Origin of the sequence: Paraniabella aurantiaca, assembly GCF_050309965.1 — a bacterium.
GTDB lineage: Bacteria > Bacteroidota > Bacteroidia > Chitinophagales > Chitinophagaceae > Niabella.
The window spans coordinates 1,687,760-1,712,376 of record NZ_JBLOSY010000001.1; the positions used below are offsets into that span (position 1 = coordinate 1,687,760).

The 24,617-nt window shown below is 42.3% G+C and carries 21 protein-coding genes; 10 read left to right on the top strand and 11 right to left on the bottom strand.

Annotated elements, in window-relative coordinates:
- Positions 1–32: 32 nt before the first annotated feature.
- Entirely contained in the window at positions 33–305 is a 273-nt protein-coding gene (gene rbp / locus ACLOAU_RS07250; protein ID WP_114790158.1) for an RNA-binding regulator, read from the bottom strand.
- 286 nt (positions 306–591) lie between these two features.
- Here rbp and ACLOAU_RS07255 point away from each other — a divergent pair, with 286 nt between their 5' ends.
- Positions 592–1,644, top strand: a complete 1,053-nt coding sequence (locus ACLOAU_RS07255) for a fatty acid desaturase family protein (protein WP_427861192.1) — start codon at positions 592–594, stop codon at positions 1,642–1,644.
- Between the two features lie 8 nt (positions 1,645–1,652).
- Here ACLOAU_RS07255 and ACLOAU_RS07260 read toward each other — a convergent pair whose 3' ends face one another.
- Together ACLOAU_RS07260 and ACLOAU_RS07265 are read right to left on the bottom strand one after the other, a co-directional pair.
- A complete protein-coding gene (locus ACLOAU_RS07260; RefSeq protein ID WP_427861193.1) occupies positions 1,653–2,195 on the bottom strand; it encodes a dihydrofolate reductase family protein in 543 nt (180 codons plus the stop codon).
- 20 nt (positions 2,196–2,215) lie between these two features.
- Positions 2,216–3,232 carry a peptidyl-alpha-hydroxyglycine alpha-amidating lyase family protein gene (locus ACLOAU_RS07265; RefSeq protein WP_427861194.1) on the bottom strand — a complete coding sequence of 339 codons (1,017 nt, stop codon included), beginning with the start codon at positions 3,230–3,232 and terminating at the stop codon, positions 2,216–2,218.
- A gap of 292 nt (positions 3,233–3,524) precedes the next feature.
- On the opposite strand from ACLOAU_RS07265, the gene DarG reads away from it, so the two are divergent.
- Complete coding sequence (gene DarG / locus ACLOAU_RS07270; protein ID WP_427861195.1) at positions 3,525–3,923, top strand: flexirubin biosynthesis protein DarG; 399 nt, start codon at positions 3,525–3,527, stop codon at positions 3,921–3,923.
- Between the two features lie 57 nt (positions 3,924–3,980).
- Entirely contained in the window at positions 3,981–5,027 is a 1,047-nt protein-coding gene (gene darH, locus ACLOAU_RS07275; RefSeq protein WP_427861196.1) for a BtrH-related acyltransferase DarH, read from the top strand.
- A gap of 87 nt (positions 5,028–5,114) precedes the next feature.
- Here the strand turns inward: darH and ACLOAU_RS07280 are convergent, their stop codons facing one another.
- Positions 5,115–6,569 carry a TPM domain-containing protein gene (locus ACLOAU_RS07280; protein WP_427861197.1) on the bottom strand — a complete coding sequence of 485 codons (1,455 nt, stop codon included), beginning with the start codon at positions 6,567–6,569 and terminating at the stop codon, positions 5,115–5,117.
- 95 nt (positions 6,570–6,664) lie between these two features.
- Here ACLOAU_RS07280 and ACLOAU_RS07285 point away from each other — a divergent pair, with 95 nt between their 5' ends.
- Positions 6,665–7,732: a DUF2891 domain-containing protein gene (locus ACLOAU_RS07285; protein WP_427861198.1), complete on the top strand. Its 1,068-nt coding sequence runs from the start codon at positions 6,665–6,667 to the stop codon at positions 7,730–7,732.
- A 69-nt stretch (positions 7,733–7,801) separates the two neighbouring features.
- Here ACLOAU_RS07285 and katG read toward each other — a convergent pair whose 3' ends face one another.
- The 3 genes from katG to ACLOAU_RS07300 all read right to left on the bottom strand — a co-directional run bounded on the left by katG (position 7,802) and on the right by ACLOAU_RS07300 (position 11,936).
- Positions 7,802–10,075, bottom strand: coding sequence for a catalase/peroxidase HPI (gene katG / locus ACLOAU_RS07290; protein WP_427861199.1), 2,274 nt, complete (start codon positions 10,073–10,075; stop codon positions 7,802–7,804).
- Between the two features lie 380 nt (positions 10,076–10,455).
- The gene (locus ACLOAU_RS07295) at positions 10,456–10,710 is read right to left on the bottom strand and encodes a phosphopantetheine-binding protein (RefSeq protein ID WP_427861200.1); all 255 of its coding nucleotides are present in this window, start codon (positions 10,708–10,710) and stop codon (positions 10,456–10,458) included.
- An 8-nt stretch (positions 10,711–10,718) separates the two neighbouring features.
- Entirely contained in the window at positions 10,719–11,936 is a 1,218-nt protein-coding gene (locus ACLOAU_RS07300; RefSeq protein WP_427861201.1) for a beta-ketoacyl-[acyl-carrier-protein] synthase family protein, read from the bottom strand.
- Positions 11,937–12,055: 119 nt separating this feature from the next.
- On the opposite strand from ACLOAU_RS07300, the gene ACLOAU_RS07305 reads away from it, so the two are divergent.
- Together ACLOAU_RS07305 and ACLOAU_RS07310 are read left to right on the top strand one after the other, a co-directional pair.
- Positions 12,056–12,826, top strand: a complete 771-nt coding sequence (locus tag ACLOAU_RS07305; RefSeq protein ID WP_427861202.1) for an energy transducer TonB — start codon at positions 12,056–12,058, stop codon at positions 12,824–12,826.
- Positions 12,827–13,072: 246 nt separating this feature from the next.
- Positions 13,073–13,756 (top strand): SIMPL domain-containing protein, encoded by a 684-nt coding sequence (locus ACLOAU_RS07310; RefSeq protein WP_427861203.1) that lies wholly within the window; start codon positions 13,073–13,075, stop codon positions 13,754–13,756.
- A gap of 75 nt (positions 13,757–13,831) precedes the next feature.
- Here ACLOAU_RS07310 and ACLOAU_RS07315 read toward each other — a convergent pair whose 3' ends face one another.
- Positions 13,832–14,437, bottom strand: coding sequence for a superoxide dismutase (locus ACLOAU_RS07315; RefSeq protein ID WP_427861204.1), 606 nt, complete (start codon positions 14,435–14,437; stop codon positions 13,832–13,834).
- A 184-nt stretch (positions 14,438–14,621) separates the two neighbouring features.
- Here ACLOAU_RS07315 and ACLOAU_RS07320 point away from each other — a divergent pair, with 184 nt between their 5' ends.
- Both ACLOAU_RS07320 and ACLOAU_RS07325 read left to right on the top strand, forming a co-directional pair.
- Complete coding sequence (locus ACLOAU_RS07320; RefSeq protein ID WP_427861205.1) at positions 14,622–17,810, top strand: SusC/RagA family TonB-linked outer membrane protein; 3,189 nt, start codon at positions 14,622–14,624, stop codon at positions 17,808–17,810.
- Between the two features lie 18 nt (positions 17,811–17,828).
- Entirely contained in the window at positions 17,829–19,301 is a 1,473-nt protein-coding gene (locus ACLOAU_RS07325; protein WP_427861206.1) for a RagB/SusD family nutrient uptake outer membrane protein, read from the top strand.
- Positions 19,302–19,331: 30 nt separating this feature from the next.
- On the opposite strand, the gene ACLOAU_RS07330 is transcribed toward ACLOAU_RS07325, so the two are convergent.
- The gene (locus ACLOAU_RS07330; protein WP_427861207.1) at positions 19,332–19,772 is read right to left on the bottom strand and encodes a nucleoside deaminase; all 441 of its coding nucleotides are present in this window, start codon (positions 19,770–19,772) and stop codon (positions 19,332–19,334) included.
- A gap of 159 nt (positions 19,773–19,931) precedes the next feature.
- On the opposite strand from ACLOAU_RS07330, the gene ACLOAU_RS07335 reads away from it, so the two are divergent.
- Together ACLOAU_RS07335 and ACLOAU_RS07340 are read left to right on the top strand one after the other, a co-directional pair.
- Positions 19,932–21,305 carry an aldehyde dehydrogenase gene (locus tag ACLOAU_RS07335; protein WP_427861208.1) on the top strand — a complete coding sequence of 458 codons (1,374 nt, stop codon included), beginning with the start codon at positions 19,932–19,934 and terminating at the stop codon, positions 21,303–21,305.
- Positions 21,306–21,339: 34 nt separating this feature from the next.
- Positions 21,340–21,981, top strand: a complete 642-nt coding sequence (locus tag ACLOAU_RS07340) for a DinB family protein (RefSeq protein ID WP_427861209.1) — start codon at positions 21,340–21,342, stop codon at positions 21,979–21,981.
- A gap of 2 nt (positions 21,982–21,983) precedes the next feature.
- On the opposite strand, the gene ACLOAU_RS07345 is transcribed toward ACLOAU_RS07340, so the two are convergent.
- Positions 21,984–22,742, bottom strand: a complete 759-nt coding sequence (locus ACLOAU_RS07345; RefSeq protein ID WP_427861210.1) for a DUF3575 domain-containing protein — start codon at positions 22,740–22,742, stop codon at positions 21,984–21,986.
- Between the two features lie 47 nt (positions 22,743–22,789).
- Complete coding sequence (locus ACLOAU_RS07350) at positions 22,790–24,568, bottom strand: MutS-related protein (RefSeq protein ID WP_427861211.1); 1,779 nt, start codon at positions 24,566–24,568, stop codon at positions 22,790–22,792.
- Positions 24,569–24,617: the final 49 nt, after the last annotated feature.

The window sequence follows — 24,617 nt, forward strand, 5'->3', positions numbered from 1 at the left end:
TTTATTTATTTTCTGCCATAACCGGCAATTTTTTACCAACGGTTAGAATAACCGGTTTTTTCTTCCTTGGGACGTGCTTCTGCTACTTTAATAGAGCGGCCGTCCTGCATAGTACCATTTAAATCTTTAATGGCTTTTAAGGCTGAGTCTTCGTCAGACATTTCTACAAAACCAAAGCCACGGCTCTGTTGAGTAAATTTGTCTGTTATAACTCTGGCGGAATCTACAGCTCCATAAGAAGAGAATAATTCGTTAAGGTCTTCAGTGCTGAAACTGTACCCAAGATTGGACACGAAAATGTTCATTTTGTGATATTTAATTAGTTGTAAAAAGATTCGAGGAAATGACAAACTTGTAAAACAAAAGGTGGGAACACTAGGTGTTTACAACGAGCAGTAACTCAAATTAACCATACAAAGATACGATTATAGTACCATATAGGGGTATTTTTTTAAAAAAACAATATTTTGGTCTATTTATTTTAACATATATGTGGCGTTTATTCATATAATTAGCAGTAGTTTGCACTGCTGCCCAAACTATTGCTTTAATAAATGCGCTGTTCACGTTTAATTTACCTAATTTACCGAAATGAAGTCTTTGCAAAATCTTACAGATCCTGTATATAATGCTGATTATCAGCCAAACGCCTATGACAGGCTTTGGTTGAAGTTGATGAATGATAAGCGTGATCTTCCCTTTATTCATTTATTAACCCTTATTCAACTCACGGTGTTTCCGGCGGCTATCATTTTGTTTACAAACCTTCTTACGGGCTGGGTATGGTGGGCAGTGGCAGCGGTATATTTTTATGTAGCCCAGTTTTATTTTAAGGGTCGTTTTGGTTTGATGTTTCATTGTTTTTGTCATCGCAAAACCTTTAAACCGGCCTATCAAAGCAAATTTCATTTCTATATCACCTGGATACTATGCCCGCTTTTCGGTCATGCTCCTGAAGGTTATTTTAGTCATCATATGGGTATGCACCATGTAGAAAATAATAATGAAGAAGATACCAGCAGTACTATGCATTACCAGCGGGATAGTGTAGTTGATTTCATCAAGTATTTTCTAAACTTTATTTTTCTGGGTGTTATTAATACTATCCAGTATTTGTTCAATCGCAAAAGAAAGAAATTATATACCCGTCTTACGTTAGGCGAATATGTATACATGGTTTTTTGCATTGCTATGTGCTTTATAAATTTCAAAGCTACAATGGTGGTGTTTATTGTTCCGTTATTGTTTGCAAGGCTGGTAATGATGTTAGGTAACTGGACTCAACATTCATTTATAGATGCTCAGGATCCGGATAACTTATATACTAACTCTATTAATTGCATTAATACGGTGTATAACCATACCTGCTGGAATGATGGATACCATATTATCCACCACATCAGGCCAGGCTTGCATTATACCGAAATGCCTGCAGAGTTTTTAAAACGAAAAGATGAGTTTGCCAGTAAAAAGGCGATCGTATTTGATGGTATTCATTACCTGCACATTTTTATATACCTGATGACCAAGCAGTATCATAAGCTGGCAGACAACCTCGTCAATATCAACGGCATGTTTGATACCCGGGAACAGGCGATAGCGGTAATGAGAGAGCGTACCAAGAAGTGTTACCGGACGAGTTAATACACTATTTAGGGTTCATAGATCAATTGCACAACACCGGATTTAAACACATTGGTTTGGATCAGCTTTAAGGCAATCCTGTCTTTTAAATCTTCAAACAAAGGCTTGCCGGCACCCAGCACAATGGGGTGAACAGATATGCGATACCTGTCGATCAAACCTTCCCGAATAAAAGTTTTTATAAGACTGGCGCCTCCGTACAGCCAGATGTCTTTTCCTTCTCCATTTTTAACGGATGATACCGCAGCTGCTATGTCTGACTGAATAAATGTGGCGTTCCTATCTTCACTTATTTGACTGGAGAATACATATTTTTTCTTTTCATGTACAGCCTTCCAAAGGCTTTGCTCTGCCCCCGATGCATTGGCATCCGGTTGGTAATTTCCCCAGGCATCATAACTTACCCTGCCATAGAAGATGGTATCTATGCTTACTAAAAACCCATCAAAATTCATATCATCATCCATAATACACCAATCAATTTCTCCGTTGGGCCCTTCAATAAATCCGTCCAGGCTTACTGCCAGGTCTAGTATAACTTTTTTCGTCATGATACAATTTTACCAGGTTTCTATTTGGTTATTTTTTTAAACTTTTGAATAGTGTTTCCCTGTATGTCGCTAACATAAATATTGCCCGCTTTATCTGTTGCCAGATCATGGTACCAGGCCGTGCTACCATTGTAAAAGCCGCTCCGGCCTATCCTTGTTTGTACCCTGCCTGCAGTATCGAAAATTAAAATATCAGACCCCCGGTGTTTCAACTTTAAAAAGGCAATATCATCAGATGCCAGTAATTGCAATCGCAGGGGGTCAAAATCAACCGAATTGATCGTTCCCCAGTTACCAGATAATTCCTTTATAAAACGACCTGTGGCGCTAAACACCTGAATCCTGCTATTTTCCCTGTCGGCTACATAAACAAATCCATGATGATCGAGGGCAAGGCCATGGGGAATGTTAAACTCGCCCGCTTTGTTTCCTTTTTTGCCCCATTCGGATAAATACTTTCCATCCGCAGCGAACCTCATTATCCGGCTGTTTCCATAACCATCGCTCACATAAAACGTTCCATCATCGGCAACCGCAACACCTGTAGGCATATTAAAATGAGTACTGTCGCTGCCTGCAACGCCAGCTTCACCCCAACTCAATAACAATTTTCCCTCGCTGCTAAACTTAAACACCTGGTGTAAACCTACATCTGTTATCCATATATTGTTATCATGGTCTACTGTAAGGCCATGCGGCATTATAAACAGGTTATTGCCCCAACTATGACGAAGCTGTCCATTATCCTTGTCAAGAAATAATACTGTTTTTTGCTGAATCCGTTCCTGTGGCATCGGGCCTGCTAAAGGCCATTTTCTATCTGCCCGGTGCAGAACTACAACGTGCTGGCTGGTATCGAGATCGATACCCGTGGGGTTTCCTAATTTTAAAGATTCTGGCAATGCAGGCCAGCTTTTGTCCAGCTGATAGATTGTTTTTGTATCAGACCCCGTTCCTCTTTTAAGTGGCTGTAGCCCAAATGCAATGAGTAACAAGGCGGCTATAGCTGATAAAATATAAATGGCTTTTTTAGTCATAAGGCGTATAGTTCAAAGAAAGATCAATTGTCTGTTCCGTCCAAAATTTCAATCCGAACTTTAAGTTATTAGGTAGGTCCGGTTTATAAATATGCTCGCTATGAGCCCGAAGCTGCTAGGTAGCGACATATATATATATGAATAGATATTTATATAATAAATATGAGTAAGTCGCATAGCGGCTATACATTCTTAATAAACATAAATCCTGTACAACCCCAACAAACATCACCCATTTCAGCGATCTTCATTTCACCAAATTTTATTAGCTTGCCCCGGTAAAAATCTCTCCATGAAAAAAGACGAAATTCCTCAGGATGATGGCGCTTTGGGCCGCATAGCGAAAGAAGTGACTTACGTGGTGGGTGCAGATGGTAAATATGAAACAGCCCAAAGTTCGGGCTGGGATGTAAAGACGGATGCTTTAAATGTGGCCTGGGATGAAGTAAATAATAAGATTGAGAACGCCCGGCAAAAAGTATTGAGCGGTGAAGCCAGTCCTGTTTTATACTTCATGGAAAAAAAGATCATGGACCTTTCCATACTATCGGCCTATACCGGTTTTTGGAAATGGACCATTAAGAAGCACATGAAACCTTCGGTGTTTAATAAACTTCCGGAGGAAAAACTAAAAAAATATGCAGCGCTTTTTGAAGTAAGCGTGGAAGAACTGAAGAAACCATTTGGTTGATCATTTATTTATTTCATCAGCCGGTCTTTAAATTAACAACAAGAAATCAATATAATTTTGGATTCAATTAATCAATCAACCGTGGCAAATGGTTTTCATCATTTGCAGGCAGCCCACTGCGAAAATGGGGTAACTACTGCTTTATTAAAACATTACGGCGTTCATAAATTAACCGAACCTATGGCTTTTGGTATCGGTTCCGGGCTTTTCTATATTCAATTGCCTTTTATGAAGGTAAATGGTGGGCCAGCCATCTCTTTCAGAACCATGCCGGGTCTTATTTTTAAACGCACCTGTAAGGCGTTGGGTATTCCCGTAACGCGTAAAAAATATGCGTCTCCTCAAAAAGCGATGCAGGAGTTGGATGAACGCCTTATAGCAGGCAAACCAACAGCTTGCCAGGTGGGGGTTTTTTACCTTACTTATTTCCCTAAAGAATACCGCTTTCATTTTAATGCGCATAATTTAATTGTGGTAGACAAACAGGGCGATGATTATATTATCAGCGATCCCATTATGGAAACCCTGGTTTCGATGAATAGTTATGAATTACAAAGAGTTCGTTTTGCAAAAGGCGCATTTGCGCCACGGGGGCAAATGTATTACCCGGGCGATGATCTTAACGAGGCTACTGATGAGCAAATACGCAATGGTATCATTTCAGGTATTAAACGCAATTGCAGAGATATGCTGATGATTCCCGGCTCTTTTGGAGGAGCCAAGGGAATTGCTTACACCGGGAGGCAAATTAAAGGATGGAAGAACAAGCTGGGTGATGAAAAAGCCCGTGGCTACCTGGCTCAGCTAGTGCGCATGCAGGAAGAAATCGGTACCGGTGGGGGCGGCTTCCGTTTTATTTACGGTGCTTTTCTACAACAGGCACATGCTTATTTACCAATTGATGAACTGTTGCAAATATCTCAACAGATTACCGCTACAGGAGACAAGTGGCGCGATGCCGCTATCCAGGCATCCGGTATCTATAAAGGCAGGCTGGGTACACAGGCCGATTATGATAATATGGGAGAACGGTTGATTGAGATCTCTGAGCTGGAGAAAAAAGCTTTTAAAGATCTGAAAGAGGCTGTTAAAAAAGCAAAGTAAAATTCTTACACAAGAAAACCTCCTCCTATCTGGTTAGGCCAGGGTGGGAGATTTTTTTACCCCCGATTTTTTAAAAGGGCATTAGTACTACCAGCTACCTCCAGCCCCGCCACCGCCGCTGCGACCGCCACCCCAGCTACCACTGCTAGCGGATGAGCTGCTGCGGGAGCCACCCGAGCCTGATGACGAACTTTTTTGCAGTTTGGGAAGTATAACTGTGCCGAATGATTGTTTATACTTACAAAAGGTACAATCCTGTATTTTTTCTCCCAGTCCTGTTGAGCTATAAGTTGCGGCCGTAATCGTTTTAGTATACACCTTATTAAGCGTACGGTTTTCACACCGGGGGCAGTCCTCATATCTATTAAACTTCCTGCCATTCCATTTTACCAGTTGGATTGATGCATTATCCAGCTGCTGCCATATTTCATAGCTAACTGACCGTATTTTTTCCTCCTGTATTTGCCCGTCGCTGAGGTAAGCCGTTATACCTTTGATTTCATCGCGGTTCAATCTTATCCATTTGCCCGAATGATCAGGGGGCTGTAGCCTTTGTTTTAGCTGGTTTTTTCTTCTGAGATACCTAATAATGAAGAAAATCAGCAAAGGACAAATCAGCGCCAATATCCAATACCGTTTTTCATAACGTCCTAATGCGGCTACGATATTTGCTTCATCCTTATACGCATTAATAATGTTCTGTCGCTGGCTGATGTATTTGGACAATAAAAAGATGGTACCCAATACAAAGGCAATCCAGGGTACTGCCTGTATGGTCAGTAGCTTTTCAGCATCGATGCCAAAAAAAGTCACGACAAAAAAGCCAAAAAAAACAATAACAAATATAATAGCGCAACCGCCTATAAAATCTTTGTAATTGTTCTTACCGGTTGATAGAGGAAGATGTTTTTTAAAAGACGACAGCCAGTAAAATATGGCAACAAACACCAGGATAACAATGGCCGAGGACAGAAGATCATCTCCATTTTTAAATAAGAACGAATTCTTTTGAGCTTCTACCTTTAACTCTTTTATTACTTCCGGGTTTTCTAAAACGTTTTTGATCGCATTCATGGCGTCAATAAGCCCTCCGCCATAATCACCCTGTTTAAACTTTGGCACCAGGTAACGTTCACCAATCGTACTTAGCGTTACATCAGGCAGTGATCCTTCCATACCCAAACCTGTTATAAACTGGTATTTGCGCCGGTTCCTGGCTATAAAAACCAGCAGGCCGTTATTATTACCTGCTTTACCAATACCCCAGTGGTTAAACAGTTCATAAGCAAAATCAAAATCACTGGCTCCTTCAAAATCATCAATAGCAACAATAGCGACTTCTGCAGAGCTCTGTTGTTCAATATCCACACAAATCTGGTTAAGGGCATCTACGGTTGTTAATCCGAGAATGCCGTCAGGATCACTGACAAAGGAATTTTGACCTTGCTGTTTAGGATCGGGAATAGTTTCAATAGTATATTGACTAAAGCTGCTGATGGTAATCATCAGAAAGACGATAGCGAGAAACTTATGTTTAATCATAATGGTACTTACTGCTCAAAGAGGGCACAATTTATTATTTTTAGCGGATCGAACCGGTACCCGATAGTACCATAAAAATAATGAACCATCGATCAATGAAAAAGATTCTGATATTATTCTTCATTTTAAGTACTCTGAATAGCTTCTCTCAAAACAGGCTTACTGAAGCAGTGGCGGCCAGGTTGAGCCAGTTGCCGTTACACTGCATTCCTACAGAATTTCCTAATAAAACTTCCCACTTAAGCGACGGTCCTGAAGATGCCCGGCTACTACCTCATGAACTGCACCCGGTATTTTATGGTTGTTTGGACTGGCATAGCAGCGTACATGGCCACTGGATGTTGATCAGGCTACTGAAGCAATTTCCAGAACTGGCAGGCAGAGACAGTATCATACAGGTATTGGAACAGTCGTTTCAAAAAAATAAAATGGAGCAGGAAGCGGCCTATTTTGGTAAATACACCGCTTCCAAAGGATATGAAAGAACCTATGGCTGGGCCTGGTTGCTAAAGCTTGATGAAGAGTTGCTAACCTGGAATGATCCGTTAGGTAAAAAATGGCACGAGGCTATGCAGCCCCTTACACAAAAAATAGAACTATTGTGGAAGGAGTTTTTACCCAAACAAACTTATCCCAACAGAACCGGGGTGCATGGCAACACTGCATTCGGACTTTGTTTTGCGCTGGACTGGGCCCGGGCTAAAAAAGACACGGCCTTTGAGCGGCTGATCATTCAACGGTCAAAAGATTTTTATTTGAATAATAAAAATATACCGGCGCACCTGGAGCCGGATGGTGCTGACTTTTTCTCTCCCAGCCTGATGGCTGCCGACCTGATGCAGCGAATTTTATCTCAAACTGCATTTGTAAAATGGCTGGATGCCTATTACAATGCGGCAGGAGTTCAACGGATTTGCAAGGCGCCTACTATCAGCGACCGCAACGATTACCAGATCGTGCACCTGGATGGGCTTAGTTTTAGCCGCGCCTGGTGCATGAAAGGCATTGCGCAAAAATTACCGGCTAATCATCGTTATAAAAAACTGTTTAAAAATACGGCGCAGCAGTTTTTAAATGAATCGCTGCCTAAAATATTCAGCGGGGGCTATGGCGGAGAGCATTGGCTGGCTTCTTTTGCGGTGTATGCATTAGCTGTAAAATAGCGACCAGTTAAAAAACAAAAAGCCGCAGCAGAAACCTGCCACGGCCTATCATAAAAATCGAGAGTAATGCTATTTCAGGTCAAACCTGTCGAGGTTCATTACCTTGCTCCAGGCTGCCACAAAGTCTTTCACAAATTTATCTTTTCCATCGGAACTGCCGTACACTTCTGCAATGGCTCTTAGTTCTGCGTTGGAACCCAATACAAGGTCGGCACGTGTAGCGGTCCATTTAGCAGCGCCGGTGGCCCGGTCAGTGCCTTCATACAGCTCGCGATCCTGTGATGCTGCTTTCCAGGCCGTGTTCATATCCAGCAGGTTCACAAAGAAATCATTGGTGAGTTGCCCAGGCTTATCGGTAAATACACCATGCGCCGAGCCATCAAAATTGGTATTCAATACGCGCAAACCGCCTACTAACACCGTTAATTCAGGCGCTGTTAAGGTTAAGAGTTGTGCCTTGTCCACCAGTAATGACTCGGTGGTTGCACCCGATTTGTATTTGCGGTAATTACGGAATCCATCGGCTAAAGGCTCCAGGTAAGCTACTGATTCTACATCCGTTTGCTCCTGGGTGGCATCGGCACGACCAGCTGTAAACGGAACCTGTATAGTATGTCCCGCATCTTTAGCTGCTTTTTCTATTGCAGCAGCTCCTGCCAAAACAATAAGGTCGGCGATAGATACTTTTTTGCCATTGGCGGCCGCGCTGTTGAACTCTTTCTGAATGCCTTCCAGTACGCCCAATACTTTTTGCAATTGAGTGGGATTATTAACCTGCCAGTACCGTTGCGGCGCCAGGCGAATACGCGCCCCGTTAGCACCGCCTCTTTTATCCGACCCACGGAATGTGGAAGCCGATGCCCAGGCTGTAGTAACCAGCTCAGATACAGTTAATCCCGAGTCAAGTATTTTAGCCTTTAACGCAGCTACATCGTTGTCGTCAATTAACGCATGGTCAACTTCGGGTATAGGATCCTGCCAAAGTAATACTTCTGCCGGCACATCTGCACCCAGGTAGCGGGCGCGAGGTCCCATATCCCGATGAGTTAATTTAAACCAGGCTCTTGCAAAAGCATCTGCGAAAGCGTCTGGATCAGCCAAAAACTTCCTGGATATTTTTTCGTAAACGGGATCAAATCTTAAAGAAAGATCGGTGGTCAGCATGGTAGGCTTCTGTTTCTTACCTGCATCAAATGCGTGAGGAATGATATCGTCAGCATCTTTTGCTACCCATTGGTGGGCACCACCCGGACTTTTGGTTAATTCCCATTCAAAGCCAAACAGGTTTTCAAAGAAATTATTGCTCCATTGTGTAGGGGTAGTGGTCCAGGTAACTTCCAGTCCGCTGGTAATAGTGTCGGCGCCTTTACCGCTGCCAAAACTATTGCTCCAGCCAAGGCCCTGCTGTTCCAGTCCCGCGGCTTCGGGCTCTTTCCCTACGTTAGAGGAAGGAGCGGCGCCGTGTGTTTTACCAAAGCTATGCCCCCCGGCAATCAGGGCCACGGTTTCTTCATCATCCATAGCCATGCGACCAAAAGTATCGCGAATATCTTTCGCCGCAGCAATTGGGTCAGGATTGCCGTCTGGTCCTTCAGGGTTTACATAAATCAAACCCATGTGGGCTGCTGCAAGCGGTTCTTCCAGGTGACGGGAATGAATTGCTCCGGAGGCGTCTTCATCAGAGGATACCACACCATGGTTTTTGTCCGATCCTTCCACACCCGATGCATAACGTTCTTCGTTCCCCAGCCAGGTACTTTCTGCACCCCAGTACACATCTTCGTCGGGTTCCCAAACATCAGCCCGGCCGCCGGCAAATCCAAAAGTTTTAAAACCCATCGACTCAAGGGCTATATTACCGGTGAGTATCAGCAGGTCGGCCCAGGATATTTTGTTGCCATATTTCTGTTTAATGGGCCAAAGCAGGCGGCGCGCTTTATCCAGGCTCACATTGTCGGGCCAGCTATTTAATGGTGCAAAACGTTGCTGACCAGAGCCGGCTCCTCCACGACCATCGAAAACCCGGTAAGTACCTGCACTATGCCAGGCCATACGTATAAATAAAGGGCCATAGTGACCAAAATCGGCCGGCCACCAATCCTGCGAGTCAGTCATTAAAGCATGAAGATCTTTTTTGACTGCTTCCAGGTCCAGGCTTTTGAAAGCTTCCGCATAGTCAAAATCATTATCCATTGGATTTGACAACGAAGAATGTTGCCTGAGGATGTTCAGTTTTAACTGGTTGGGCCACCAATCCCTGTTTTTGGTACCACCGCCACCGGTGTTTTGTTTTAATGTGCCGTTATGAAACGGGCATTTGCTGATGTCGTTAGAATGTTCCATTTAATAAGTTTTCGCGATTGAATAATTGGTAAGCAGAATGCTGATTTTCAGCCAGACAAACTTATGACAACACAAGTATAATCAAAATCGATTAAATCTATATTTCTATAGTTTTAACCTATTGATAATAAAAAGGTATCAAAATTATTATTATATATAGTTTACCCTCACCTTCCAGCCAGTGGATACACTGGCCAGGGCTATGCTGAGGTTTGTGTCTCACAAACCAGTCGGGTGCATTTCATAAAATTGATGCCGGTTTGTTATAAAAAATTTTATAAAAAACAAAAATGGATGACAATAGCATGCAGCAGCAGGCGCCCTGCGTTTACCAGGCGTGATCTCGTAAGGTAGAATATATAAAACGTAGCGTGAAAAAATTAAGAAACGGTTTCTTTCTTTTTTATCTGGGCTTGTATATAGTTGTAAAAGTCCTGGAAGGTAACCAGGGGCAAAAAGTCGCCGGGCTGTACTTTAAAGTGAAAATTGCTTTCGAGGGCTACCACCAGGTCGATATAATCCAGGCTATCAAGGTCCAACACCTCTTTGAGGCTGGCTTCGGGGGTTATTAATGAAGCATCTGCTTCAAATTCTTCAACCAAAAACGCGTTAGTTCTCGCAATTATTTCCTGCATTTCCATATTTACCACTTTTTGACGATTAGGGTAGAGTTAGTTCCCCCAAACCCAAAAGAATTGGACAAAAATACATTTATATTTTTGTCTGTGGTATTTTTTATGATATTGAGGTGCTGCGTGTCCTCATCAGGATTTTCAAAATTGATATTAGGGGCGATGAAATTGTTTTGCATCATCAGAGAGGAATAAATAATCTCGCTGGCTCCTGCCATCCAGCATTCATGCCCGGTCATTGATTTAGTGGAACTTACGGGTGTATGAGCAGTCCCAAACACCTGGTGTATAGCCTGGGCTTCGCTGGCGTCACCGGCCGGGGTGCTGGTAGCATGGGCATTGATATAATCTATAGCCTCCGGCCCCAATCCCGCATCATTCAGGGCCATTTTTAGTGATTTGGCTGGCCCTGCCACGGTGGGGTTGCTGATATGTTCTCCGTTAGACGAAAACCCGTATCCAATTATTTCGCCAATAATAGTAGCTCCCCGCTTTTGGGCGCTCTCCAGGCTTTCGATTACCACGGTAGCAGCGCCGCCACTGGGAATCAGCCCGTCACGATTTTTATCAAAGGGGCGACTGGCGAGTTCCGGATCGGTTTCTTTTATAGAAAATGCACCAAGGGCGTCAAAAGTTCCCATAGAAAGATGGTTGATTTCCTGCGCGCCACCGGCAATGATGCAATTTTGTAAACCCATTTTTATTAATACATAAGCTAATCCTATGGCGTGCGAGCCGCTGGCACATGCAGCGCTTACTGTTAAATTGATCCCTTTCAGTTTAAAGATGGTAGAAAGGTTCATGGTTACGGTGGAGTTCAGGGTTTGGAATACCGCAGCAGAACCCACCAGCATTGTGTCTTTCTTTTCCCGGATCAGATCAGTAGATTCTATTACTGCCTTAGCTGAGCTGTCATTACCATATAAAATACCAGGTTGTACTTCAGCTATATAAGATTCGTCGATGCCGGCATTTTTCAACGCTTCTATAGTAGCCATGTAGGCGTACTCTCCTTCTTCCGGCAACATAATACGCGAACGCCTGTCCAGCAGCCCTTTTAACGAAGGCCGGTCCACCCAGCCTGTCAGGGCCGAACGATAACCAAACTCTTTACGTACCGGGTCGAAAATAATTCCCGAACGGCCGGTTTTCAGCGATTCCGTTACTTCCTGCAGGTTTTTACCAATGCAGGAATAAATACCCATACCTGTGATCACCACTCTGTTCATAAATACAAAAGTATTTTTAAAATAATAAATCTCAAAAGACTTTGTTGCAACATCTGTTGTAGACAAACGAAGCCTACTAATTGATAACAATCTTATACTTTTGCTGGTAAAGCTTATTTATGAAAATGTGGATATTGGCTATCTGCCTGTTTTTTCAAATCAATTTAGATGCACAAAAAAATGATACACTATATTTTTATAGCAATCATGATTATAAAATAGAAGCCAAAGACACTGCAGAGTGCTTTACTAAGCAATTTAAAACAGGTGATCGCTGGGTTCGTTATAAATATCGAATCAAAGATATAGGAATGTATATGTGTGATATTGATGAAAACAGTGATTCTACATTCACAAAATTAAATGGTATGCATATCGGATACCAGTTAGGAGTTCTGTATGATTCTGGTTATTATAAAAATGGGGTAAGAGATGGGATATGGCATTTTTATTATCCGGGCACTAGGCAACCGGGCATGATCGCGCATTTTAAAGAGGATAAACCTATGAGTTTTCAATGCTTTTCAGAAGACGGCTCTCCCAAAAGAGAAAATTGTTATTATGAAAGAGAAGCGGATTACCCTGGTGGTTTATCGGCATGGTTAGATTACATAGGCCGCAATGTAGGTAGAGTATTGAGCCGAAACCAAAAAACGTTGAGAAAAATTGGGGAGGGTCAATATCAGGCACATATCCAGTTTGTAGTTGATTCGCAGGGTAAAATAATAGATGTTAGTGTACGCAAAAGTTCAGGACATGAAACACTTGATCAATATGCGCTTGAGATTATTACCAAAAGTAAAAACTGGATACCTGCTGTTCAGTACGGTCGCCTGGTAAAAGCGTATAGGATACAGCCCATAAGCTTTCAAATAGTTGAATACCGCTAAAATCATTCTTTCCCCGATCTTCTAATTTTCCAACAGCTTTACTCCTCAATAGATATGGAAATTGCTCTGTAACTGGTGCAATTAAAACCATCGTGTGTTGTAATTAAAAAGGTTGCATGCTATTTTCGATTTTATAAAGAATTATGAATTAAAGGCTTAAAGCCTAAAGTTTTGTAAAGGGCTATGTAACGAAGCCATTCTTCTCATCTTAATAGCAAATTATTGATCATTTTAAAATCTTATCACATGAAACAAATTTTAACCGCATTGGCGTTTTTCTTTTCATTAACCGCTTTTGCACAAGTGGGCGAAAAAAACTTTATTGACAAAAATTATATCGAGGTAACCGGTAAAGCAGAAATGGAATTTACACCCGATAAAATATTCATCCAGGTGCTGCTTACCGAAAAGGACAGTAAAAATAAAAATGCAATCCCCGAGCAGGAAAGGCAGATGCTGCAAAAACTGCAATCTTTGGGCATTGACATCAAGAAGGATGTCATGATTAAAGATCTGGCCAGTAACCTTAAAACAGGTTTTCTTTCGAAAGATGTTTTATTGAGCAAGCAATATCAAATTATTGTGCATGATGGTAAAACGGCCGGTCTTGTGTTCCTGGCGCTGGAGGAAATAGGCATTTCTAATGCCAGCATTGAAAAACTGGAAAGCAGCAAAATAGAAGAGTACCGCCAGCAGGTAAAAATAAAAGCTATTAAAGCAGCCAAAGACAAGGCCGCCCTGCTTTGCGAAAGTATTGGTCAAAAAGCCGGTAAAGCTTTATACATACAGGAACAGCAAATTTTTGAGCGGCCTTATGCGATGGCTAATGTAATGATGAAACAGGCAGATGTTGCAGGTGGTGCGGCCGATCTGAATTTTGAGAACCTGAAAGTAGAGGCTACCGTAATGGTTCGTTTTGAGATCTTGTAGGTCCGTTGTTTTTACATGAAAACAGGCCACGGTTTAAATCGTGGCCTGTTTTTTTATGCTTTTTATTAAGTATGCCTATTTAGCAGCTTCAAATTTTTCAGCTACTTTATCCCAATTCACAACGTTCCAGATTGCCTGAAGATAGGCCGGACGTTTGTTCTGATATTTCAGGTAATAAGCATGTTCCCATACATCAATACCCAAAATTGGAGTACCTTTTACTTCGGCAACGTCCATCAAAGGATTATCCTGGTTGGGAGTAGAAGTTACTTCCAGTTTACCATCTTTAACAATAACCCATGCCCAGCCGCTACCAAAACGTGTGGCACCTGCTGTGCTAACTTTTTCTTTTAAAGCATCCAAAGAGCCAAAAGCTTCAGTAATGGCGTCTGCTAATGCGCCTGTTGGTTCAGTCGCGCCACCGGGCGTTAATATTTCCCAGAAAAAAGTGTGATTCCAATGTCCGCCTCCGTTGTTTCTAACAGCCGGAGAAATGCTGCCTGCATTTTTTACAAGATCTTCTAAAGATTTCTCGGCATGCTCTGTTCCGTCAATTGCTTTATTTAAATTATCTACATAAGCCTGGTGGTGCCTATCGTGATGTATTTCCATCGTTTGCGCGTCGATATGTGGTTCCAATGCTTCTTTCGCATATGGAAGGGCTGGTAAGGTAAAAGCCATGATTGTACAATTTTATATTATGATTAAAAAAATAACGGTTTGCCTGGCAATATAACAAATTTAGAACGAGATAGTTGAATTTGTTACCGGATTTGGGTCAAATACTATTCCAAAAGCTGTGGATATATTTTATCATTTTAATAACTTATATTTAACATTATCCTTAAACTAAAAATCTGCATCTATGAATGGAAAAATCCAGACACTTTTTTTCTTGTTGCTTTTTTGTTGTCCTCTCATGCTGTTGGCACAAACACGGCAGGTAACAGGAACTGTAAAGAACAGCAGCGGTGAACCGGTTGTTAATGCTACGGTGCGTCAAAAGGGAGCCGCTAATGCTACGGTTGCGGGGGAAGATGGACGGTTCTCACTTACAGTTACCGGCGCAAACGTTGTTCTTACTGTATCGGCGGTTAATTACCAGGATGCCGAAGTGAACGCAGGCACTCAGGCAGTTGTTAATATTATACTGTCGGAAAGTGGCAGTACAAAAATGGACGAAGTGTTTGTAGTAGCCTATGGTGTAGCTAAAAAGAGTACCTACACAGGAGCCGCCAGTGTTGTAAATGCGAATCAAATTAAAGATCCGCCTAATGTATCTTTCGAGGCGGCGCTTAACGGAAGGGTAGCGGGACTGCAGGTTACCCAGTCTTCAGGTCAGGCCGGCTCAACACCTTCTCTTCGTATTCGGGGTATAGGGTCTATGAACGCATCGAATGATCCGTTGTATGTGGTAGATGGCGTGCCGGTAACCTCAGGTTCGGGCGGACAAATGGGAGATTATCTACTCACCAGCAATAATATCATGGCCAATATAAACCCCGATGATATAGAATCCATTACTGTTTTGAAAGATGCGGCGGCAGCCTCTCTATATGGTTCGAGGGCAGCAAACGGCGTCGTGATCATCACCACTAAAAGAGGAAAAATCGGCGCTCCGGTTATCAGCTTTAAAACCTCCTTAGGGATTACTCCTTCCTGGGCCACCGATAATTACGAAGCGGCCAGTGTACAGGAGCAGGTAAATATGTTATACCAGGTCTTTTATGATCTGAACATTACAGGAGGTAAAACGCCGGAAGCTGCTAATACAGATGCCCTGAATCGCTTAAATACACGCTTTAACAGGCATGGCTATAAGTTCGAGACCAATGGTACTGATCGATATCAAAATGTGGCCATTAAGGGAGTGACGGACGGAATGGTAAACCGCGAGGGTCAGTATTTTGATTGGGACGACGTATTATTTAGAACAGGTTTTTTTAATACGAATGATCTTTCGGTAAGTGGTGGTACAGATAAAACCAGGTATTACTCATCCCTTTCCTATACAAAGGATAAAAGCCGTATTGCAGTAAATGAATTTCAGCGCATTGCCGGCCGCCTGAATGTCAGTCAGAAAATAGGAAAGCTGCTGGAGCTTTCGAGCAATATCGGCATCACAAAAGACGATAAGTCTGGATTTAATGATACCCGTAATACCGGAACTAATTATTTATATCAGTCACGGAATTTGCTTTGGCCCTTATACTGGCCAACCGATTACAAAACAGGATTACCGTTTACTACCAGGTTTGGAAGCCTCGCCTATAACAATGAGTTCTATGATAAGGAGTGGGATAATACAGCCGGGACATTAAATGTTTCTGCCGTGGAGGCACTTACCCTTAACCTGGCCTCAGGTCTTACCGCTAAAACTATTTTTTCCTACAATAATTCACAGGTAAAAGAACACCTGTATTACAGCGCTCTTCATTTTAATGGTCAAAATACCAATGGCGCGGTGCATGAGATCACTACTAACTATAATAAAATGGTTTCGTCCACTACCCTGAATTATAATAAAAGTTTTGGCCTGCATAATATCGGCGTATTGGCAGGGTATGAGGCAGAAAAGAATGTTACAGATTTAATGCGTTCGTCAGGAACTAATCTTCCATCAAGTTCCCTACCTGTAGTAAATACGGCGGGACAGACCAATGCGAATGCGTTTAGCTGGGGACAAAATATGCAATCCATATTATCGAGGGCGGAATACAACTTTGCGGAGAAATATTTTTTATCCGCATCGTTTCGCCGTGATGGAAACTCACGTATTGGGCCGAAAAACAGGTGGGATAACTTTTGGTCGCTTGGAGGAGCCTGGAGCATTCATAAAGAATCCTTCCTGGAAAATAATGAGGTGTTGAGCGAATTAAGATTAAGAGGGTCTTATGGAACCAACGGAACTCTGCCCAGCCTTGACTATGGATGGAGAACATTGACAGGTTTCACCAGTAAATACATGGAACAGCCAGGTGGTAGCGTAATTACGCTTGCTGACCCTGACCTAAAATGGGAACGTAATTACAATACCAATATAGCTTTGGAATTTGGATTCTTACAGCAAAGGTTAACGGGTTCTGTTGAATTTTTTAACAGGAACTCTGGAAATCTTCTGCAATCGGTGCCCATTTCAATGGTTACAGGCTTTCCAAGTACCTTAAGGAATGTGGGCGAGATCAATAACCGCGGGCTGGAGATGAATATTGGCGCAGACATTGTGCGAACAAAAGATCTACGCTGGAACCTTAGTTTAAACGGAACCATTTTAAGATCTGTTGTAACCAAACTGTACAGGCAGGGCGCCGCCGCTGAAGGACAGGACATTATATGGAACGACCCTACCGGGGGAGATGCAAGAGCGCAGTTCATTTATCGTGAAGGCGAATCTACCCTTGCCTTTTATGGATATGAGTGGGCGGGTGTAAATCCTGAAAATGGGAAAAATGTATGGTATGTAAATGATGCCAATGACCGCAATGCCGGGGACTTTGACTTTAACGGACGCGGGGCCACTTATTCTTACAGCAAAGCCAATAGAATAATCATAGGCAATGGTATTCCTAAATTATATGGTGGCGTTAATACAGACCTGGAATGGAAAGGTATTTCATTAAACCTGAACTTCATTTATAAAATAGGAGGCCAGCTCTATGATGGTGCCTATAAAGATGTAGCAGACGATGGCTATTACTGGGAACGGATTCGGTCAGAAATTTATTACCAGGATATGTGGACTGATAATAATACCAGCGGGACGCAGCCGAAGTTGAGCGGTAACGACCTGACCGACCCAATGCAATACAGCACACGCCAATTACATAATGCCTCCTTTTTAAGGCTTAAGAATGCAACGCTGGCTTACCGGCTTCCCCGCACCATTTTAGACGGAATAGGCGTAAGCAATGCAAGGATATTTTTTAATGGTACGAATCTTTTAACCACTGCCCAATATAAAATAGCAGATCCGGAAGTAAATCAATATGCTACAAGGGGTTGGGAAACTCCATTTGCCAAAACATACACATTCGGAATTGAAGTTAGTTTCTAATTTAAAAACAGGTTAAAAATGAAATATTCTATTATATATATAATGATGTTGGCGGGAGGTATTACAATCATATCATCCTGTGGGAAAGGTTTCCTGGATGTGGCACCCACGAATTCTGTTAACGCTTCGGATGCCGTAAAAACGGCGGCAGATGCCAGGGTAATGATTAATGGTATTATGCGTAACATGACGGATGCCAACTATTATGGCCGCAACTTTTTTCTTTATGGCGATGCTAAAGGCGGCGATCTGACAATTTATTCGCAAGGTCGCGGACTGGATGCATTGTATACATTTAACCATACAGCCAATTCTAACAGCTTTAGTGGATTTTGGTCGGTTATTTATAACAATATTCTACAGGCTAATAGCCTTATTGTAAATATTAATAAGTTAAAAGCAGGAGGTTCCACAGAAAATTTTGACAATTCTCTTGGACAGGCTTTAACCGCCAGGGCTTTAATGTATTTCGACCTGGTGCGTATTTATGGTAAATCGTATGCAGATAATAAAGCTTCTTACGGAGTTCCGATAGCTACCGAACCTCTTAGCGCCTCTGCGCAGCCGCTAAGAGCCACCGTAGAGCAAACCTATGCTCAAATTGTAAAAGACTTAACCGATGCGGCTCCTTTACTTGCAAAAACAAAAACCAATGGCTATCTCAATTATTATGGCAACCGATCTATACAGGCAAGAGTGTATTTGACTATGGGTGATTATGCTGCTGCCTTACAAGCGGCTGAAGACGTAATCACTAATGGAGGATATACCCTGTATTCACCTGCTAACTGGGTGGCGTCCTGGCGGTCGCAATTTGGTACGGAGTCTATTTTTGAGCTGGGTGTATTTCCTAATGAATCTGACCTGGGTACTGCTTCGCTGGGTTTTTATTTAAGAAGACGTGCTCACGGCAACTCCAATGTTTTAGGCTGGTTTGGCGCAAGCGATTATTTTTTGAGCAGGCTTAAACAAGATCCCAACGATGTTCGCTGGGGTGTGATGCTGGCAGATGAAATATCAACTACTGCTAATCCGAGATTGGGCGCCTGTTATAAATATAGTGGTAGCACAACACTAACCGGTGACGGGAAAGCAACGGTAACCGCTGTTAACATTAAAGTGATCAGGTTATCGGAAATTTACCTGATTGCAGCAGAAGCCGCTTTCCCAACGGATAAAACAAAAGCGGCTACTTATTTAAATGTAATACGAAACAGGGCTCCCGGACTCGCTGCCGCAACAGCCGCCACCATTACAGAGGATATGATACTGGATGAAAGGAGTAAGGAGCTGTTTGCAGAAGGACATCGTTATTTTGATATGCTCCGCCTGAACAGGCCGATCACTTTTAATGATGAGATTTTAGGTCTTACTATTCCAACGCGTCCTAAAACAATAGATCGCAGTTTTGAAAAAGCTATACTACCAATCCCGATAGGAGAAATAAATGCTAATCCTGGTATTGGAGATCAACAAAACCCAGGGTACTGATATTTAAAAGGCAGTCTTCAAAGGCTGCCTTTATCTTTTCCCCTTAAAAAACGCTTTCATTAAAGCGGCACACTCATCGGCCATAATGCCCGTGGTAATTTCTGTTTTAGGATGAAAAGGAGATACTGCAGGTTGAATGCGGGTATAGCCGTTTTTGGGATCGGAAGCGCCCCAAACCACTCTCTTTATTTTGCTCCAGTACAATGCGCCGGAGCACATCACGCAGGGCTCTACGGTTACATATAAAGTAGCCTCCGGTAAATATTTAGCGCCAATCTCGCTAAAAGCAGATGTGAGCGCAATGATTTCGGCATGGGCTGTTGTATCGGTGAGCTTTTCCGTCATATTGCGGCCTCTTGCCAGTATGCTGTTATTTTGCACTATAATGGCCCCGATGGGTATTTCATCTTCTTCAAAAGCTAACATGGCTTCCTTTAACGCCAGCTGCATAAAGTATTCGTCTGTGTACATCCGTATTATTATTTGGCCGGCAGGAACGCGGTGCATTTTAAATATAAAAAATCTAATACCTGCGTTTCATCCCTCATTTATCACTTGTTTTTTATCTTCAAACAAAAATAGAATAAAGCGTATCTATTCGCTATCATTTTATCATCTTAATTCATTGCCATGAGCTATATACCCAACCTGGAATCTTTGCGGCATTTTTTTAACAGCGGCGCTACGCAGGAATTAAGCTTTAGAAAAGAACAATTGAAAAGGCTTAGGGAAACAATTATTAAATATGAAGAAGAACTGAATGATGCACTGTACAGCGATCTGAAGAAAAGTAAAGAAGAAGTGTGGATTACTGAAACGGGATTGGTTTTATCTGAAATCAGTTATTTTTTAAAAAACCTCGAAGATCTTGCCGCTCCTCAAAAAACAGCCACCAATTTATTGAACCTGCCGGGCAAAAGTTATATCATGTATGAACCATTGGGTGTGGTATTGATCATAGCCCCCTGGAATTATCCTTTTCAGTTATCATTGATTCCCTTGGTTGGAGCAATAGCTGCCGGTAACTGCGCCGTGCTAAAGCCCAGCGAAGTAGCAGTAGCCACGGAAGCTGTTATTCAAAAAATACTGGCCGAAACATTTGCCCCGCAGTACATCAGTTTTGCATCGGGTGATGGCGCCAGGGTGGTGCCTGAGATGGTGCAGCATTTCCGCTTCGACCATATTTTTTATACCGGCAGTACTGCAGTGGGCAAGGCTGTTTATAAACTGGCAGCGGAACAGCTGGTACCTGTAACCTTAGAACTGGGAGGGAAAAGCCCCTGTATCGTTTCGGCAAAGGCCAACCTTAAACTGGCTGCTAAACGAATTGCTATGGCGAAGTTCTCCAATGCAGGCCAGATGTGCATTACACCGGATTATTTGTTAGTACATCAATCGGTTAAAGAAGCATTTGTTGAAACATTAAAGCAAACCATTACCCAATTTTACGGTGATCATCCCGTAGAAAGCTATGATTACGGGCGCATCATCAACAAAAAGCAGTTTAACCGGCTAATGGGCTACCTGCAAAACAATACCTTATTGGCAGGAGGCACACATAACGAAGAGCTGCTTTATATATCTCCTACGTTGATCGACGCACCTAAAATGGATGCCCCCATTATGCTGGAAGAGATTTTTGGCCCCTTACTGCCTGTTCTTACTTATAACGATGATGCTTTTGCGTTGGATGTGATCAATCATAATCCGAATCCATTAGCTTTTTATGTTTTTACAGACGACAGTAAAGAAGCGGATCGGTGGCTGCGGAAAGTGCCTAGCGGAGGTGCCTGTATAAATGCAGTAGCCATGCACTACCTGAATAAAAATCTGCCGTTTGGCGGGCGGGGTAATAGCGGCATAGGGCGTTATCATGGCAGGTTTTCGATGGAAACTTTTAGCCATGCCAAAGCTGTTTTAAAAGCCGCTACCTGGCCCGACCTGCCGGTGGCTTACCCGTCTTTTAAAGGGCGGTTGGGATTGCTCAAAAAGCTGATCGGTTAATATTTAGTATATTAGTACAACTAAAGCACGCTTTATGCACCGCAGAAACTTCTTAATTAAAACGGTTTTAACAGCAGGTAGTTTCGGTTCATTGCCCTTATTAGTTCATAGTAATACATTATCCACGCCTCCCGATGAGCTCATGATGATAGGGCCCAAAGAAGGCTATTCTCCCCAGGTAGGCACACTGGTCTCCATGCTTAATTATAATCGATCCACCATTATCGCTATCACAAAAGGACTTACTATTGAGCAGCTCGATTACCTGCATGATTCCAAAGCCAATACCATCGGTGCTTTGATCATGCACCTGGGAGCTACGGAGGTTTTCTACCAGGCTAATACTTTCGAGGGCAGGCAGGATTTTAATGACACTGAAAAAAAATTATGGGACGATGCCATGAATCTGGGTGATGCCGGCCGTAAAAATATTAAAGGGCATGAGCTGAAATATTATATAGATCAGATAACAGAAGTACGGGAAAAAACGCTGCGTGAGTTAAAGAAGAAAGACGACAAATGGTTGATGGAAATAGATAAGAAATGGTCCAATGAGAAAAGATCCATTAACACTTATTGGAAATGGTTTCATGTATGTGAACACGAATCGAATCACAGAGGCCAGATCGCATGGCTGAAAAGCAGGCTGCCTGGTGCAAAGGCAAGTTCAGAATAATTTTAAAACCTAAACGTTAGTAATAGCCCGGCTCTTACCCCTGCCCATGGACCGCTTAATTTTAAATTAGCGCCATTGGCATTTACATCAACGGTTGTTTTGGTAAACGGTATATCCAGGTCATTCTCCAGCGATTCCCGTATATCCTGCTGAACATCAGGGTCAATAGGTTGATTGGAAACCCCGGTTATATGACCTCTGCCACCACCGATATTAGGTCCGAGTATCCACCAGTCCAGTCCTATTGTATTGCTTAACATCCATTGTGCGCCTACTAAAAAGCCACCCGTATGCGATTTTAGATTTCCGGTAAGTTTAATAGAAATATCCTGGTTAAGGTCTTCATAAGTGTAATGCAACTCTTCTACCGTATACTTTGCAAAACGATAATAAGGTGCTATATACAATCCCTGGCCATATCCCTTTTTACCCAGATAAAACCTTACTTCGGGTGTGATAGCATAATTACTGAATTTGGCCTGGTTAAACGCGTCGGTAATAAGGTCATCTTCTTCTTTGATTACCTCTTTCCGGATGGCATTTTTAAAGGGTAAGGTAGATGCCGGCATCAGCCTTCCGGAAACAGCAACAGATACCCGCTTGTTAATGATTCTTTCGTACTGTATAGAGTAGTTCTTTAAAAAAGGTGATGTAAGATTTAGTTTAACCAGGTTACTCTTTTCCGAAAAGCTGGTTCCGTCCTGCGCGGCAGATGACAACATACATAATACGGGAAAACAGATGAATAGCAGGGGCCTCATAGTATAATAATTATATATGCGAAGATATCTAATTGTGATGGGGACTACTAAATTATTTCCATTTTCTTCATCAGGTAACTGGCGCTTAAAGTATTACAAACGCCGTCTTTCAGTTGATAATCAAAAAGTAATTCGTCGTTAATAATGGTTGATTCGAAAGCTTTATTTGCAATAAAAGCAGGGTATTCTTTAATAAGGTCTGCTACTACAATATCATGAGTAGCAATAATCCCAAAAGTATCAAAGCCCGCCATCTTGCGGATGAGCCCAATGGTACCGTTGCGTTTATCATGGCTATTGGTACCCCTTAAAATTTCGTCAAGTATTACAAAATGCCGCTGTCCACCCTCCAGGCTTTTAATAATAGATTGCAGCCGCTTCAGCTCTGCATAAAATAAAGACTCACTATCCTGCAAAGAGTCGGTGATGCGCATACTTACAAAAACATCAAAAGGATAAAATTCAAACTTAACAGCACACACAACCGATCCGGCTTTGGCCAAAACCAGGTTAGTACCCAGGGTTCTTAAGAAAGTGCTTTTACCACTCATATTGGAGCCGGTAAGAATAACAAACTTCTGATCGTTAAATGATACATCATTGCAAACCCTTTTATGCGGTTCAACTAAAATATGGCCTAAGGCAGAAGCGCTGAAAGCTGGTGCTGTACTCAATTTCGGCGTACAGAATGCCGGATTGTTATACGAGAGATTGGCCAAGCTTCCCAGGGCTTCAAATTTTCCTATTAGTTGTAACCAGCCTTTTATGTGATGCGCGTGTTGTTTTTTCCAGATACCCAACCGGTATAAAATATGCACATGAAAAAGAAACAGGCCATTTAACAGCAGGCTAACGACCAGGTTCACTACGGTTTCCAGGTAATTGAAAAGAGACGCCAGCTGACCGATAAGCTTTGAAGCCGTCAACCCATTTTTGCCCAATTGTTGCTGATATTGCTGTAATAGTGCAGACTGGAAATTTTCTTTTTCAATGAGCTTTAGCTGGTTGCTATAGTTCTGTAATATTTTGGTAACAGAGGTTGAAACGGATAATTGAGCCGTTATTTTCCTGGAGAAGGAAAAAGCAATAATGAGGTTAACCACAAACAGTTTTGAAAAAAGCGAAAAGGCCGACTCATTTTCAGTTGCTATATAATAAACCAGGCTGCCGATGGTGGCCAATGGAAAGATCATTAACCCGTAATACCACGGAGCGCTGATCAACTGCGTGTCGGTGTCGATCCATTGTATCAGCCGTTCCAGCTCCTTCTTTTTGGTTTGATGCAAACTGCCATGTGCATATAGCTGTTGCCTGAAGTCTATTTTTCCTGATAACTCTTTAATAGCGTCCTGCTTTTCTTTGATAGCAGTAGTGTCCGGATCGAGCAGATCATTGGCTAAAGCCTCTTTGCCAAAAGAAGTACTGCAGCGATTGAGGTAAGAGAACAACCCTCCTTCACTAAAAAGATCCAGGTCGTAAGAGTACGGATGATGTGGATCTTCATATTCTTTGCCGGTATCATAACCCGAGTTATTGGTTTGTAAAAAAGCCTCCTCCCTTTCATTCCATTGGGCCAGTGCCAGGTAGAACTGTTTTTCCTGCTGCACACGTCCATACCATCTTACCAATAACAGAAAGGCTGCAAAGAATAATAAGGCTCCTATTATACTAAAACCAGAACCCGTTTGGGAAGACAAAAAGATCAGGTATACAAACAACAGGAAACATGCCAATCGAACAAAGCTTAACCAACCCAATTTTTGCTTCAGTGTATTAAACTTTTGGTGAAAGCGGGCAGCTTTTTCCTGGTAAATGGTAGAATTCATATACGGTAAAAATAAAGAATGCGACTAAGAATAATGCATGGCAGGTATA

Excerpts from the sequence above, each read along its gene's own strand:
- rbp (WP_114790158.1), bottom strand. The coding sequence starts at position 305 with ATGAACATTTTCGTGTCCAATCTTGGGTACAGTTTCAGCACTGAAGAC.
- ACLOAU_RS07255 (WP_427861192.1), top strand. The coding sequence starts at position 592 with ATGAAGTCTTTGCAAAATCTTACAGATCCTGTATATAATGCTGATTAT.
- ACLOAU_RS07260 (WP_427861193.1), bottom strand. The coding sequence starts at position 2,195 with ATGACGAAAAAAGTTATACTAGACCTGGCAGTAAGCCTGGACGGATTT.
- ACLOAU_RS07265 (WP_427861194.1), bottom strand. The coding sequence starts at position 3,232 with ATGACTAAAAAAGCCATTTATATTTTATCAGCTATAGCCGCCTTGTTA.
- DarG (WP_427861195.1), top strand. The coding sequence starts at position 3,525 with ATGAAAAAAGACGAAATTCCTCAGGATGATGGCGCTTTGGGCCGCATA.
- ACLOAU_RS07280 (WP_427861197.1), bottom strand. The coding sequence starts at position 6,569 with ATGATTAAACATAAGTTTCTCGCTATCGTCTTTCTGATGATTACCATC.
- ACLOAU_RS07285 (WP_427861198.1), top strand. The coding sequence starts at position 6,665 with ATGAAAAAGATTCTGATATTATTCTTCATTTTAAGTACTCTGAATAGC.
- katG (WP_427861199.1), bottom strand. The coding sequence starts at position 10,075 with ATGGAACATTCTAACGACATCAGCAAATGCCCGTTTCATAACGGCACA.
- ACLOAU_RS07295 (WP_427861200.1), bottom strand. The coding sequence starts at position 10,710 with ATGCAGGAAATAATTGCGAGAACTAACGCGTTTTTGGTTGAAGAATTT.
- ACLOAU_RS07300 (WP_427861201.1), bottom strand. The coding sequence starts at position 11,936 with ATGAACAGAGTGGTGATCACAGGTATGGGTATTTATTCCTGCATTGGT.
- ACLOAU_RS07305 (WP_427861202.1), top strand. The coding sequence starts at position 12,056 with ATGAAAATGTGGATATTGGCTATCTGCCTGTTTTTTCAAATCAATTTA.
- ACLOAU_RS07310 (WP_427861203.1), top strand. The coding sequence starts at position 13,073 with ATGAAACAAATTTTAACCGCATTGGCGTTTTTCTTTTCATTAACCGCT.
- ACLOAU_RS07315 (WP_427861204.1), bottom strand. The coding sequence starts at position 14,437 with ATGGCTTTTACCTTACCAGCCCTTCCATATGCGAAAGAAGCATTGGAA.
- ACLOAU_RS07320 (WP_427861205.1), top strand. The coding sequence starts at position 14,622 with ATGAATGGAAAAATCCAGACACTTTTTTTCTTGTTGCTTTTTTGTTGT.
- ACLOAU_RS07325 (WP_427861206.1), top strand. The coding sequence starts at position 17,829 with ATGAAATATTCTATTATATATATAATGATGTTGGCGGGAGGTATTACA.
- ACLOAU_RS07330 (WP_427861207.1), bottom strand. The coding sequence starts at position 19,772 with ATGTACACAGACGAATACTTTATGCAGCTGGCGTTAAAGGAAGCCATG.
- ACLOAU_RS07335 (WP_427861208.1), top strand. The coding sequence starts at position 19,932 with ATGAGCTATATACCCAACCTGGAATCTTTGCGGCATTTTTTTAACAGC.
- ACLOAU_RS07340 (WP_427861209.1), top strand. The coding sequence starts at position 21,340 with ATGCACCGCAGAAACTTCTTAATTAAAACGGTTTTAACAGCAGGTAGT.
- ACLOAU_RS07345 (WP_427861210.1), bottom strand. The coding sequence starts at position 22,742 with ATGAGGCCCCTGCTATTCATCTGTTTTCCCGTATTATGTATGTTGTCA.
- ACLOAU_RS07350 (WP_427861211.1), bottom strand. The coding sequence starts at position 24,568 with ATGAATTCTACCATTTACCAGGAAAAAGCTGCCCGCTTTCACCAAAAG.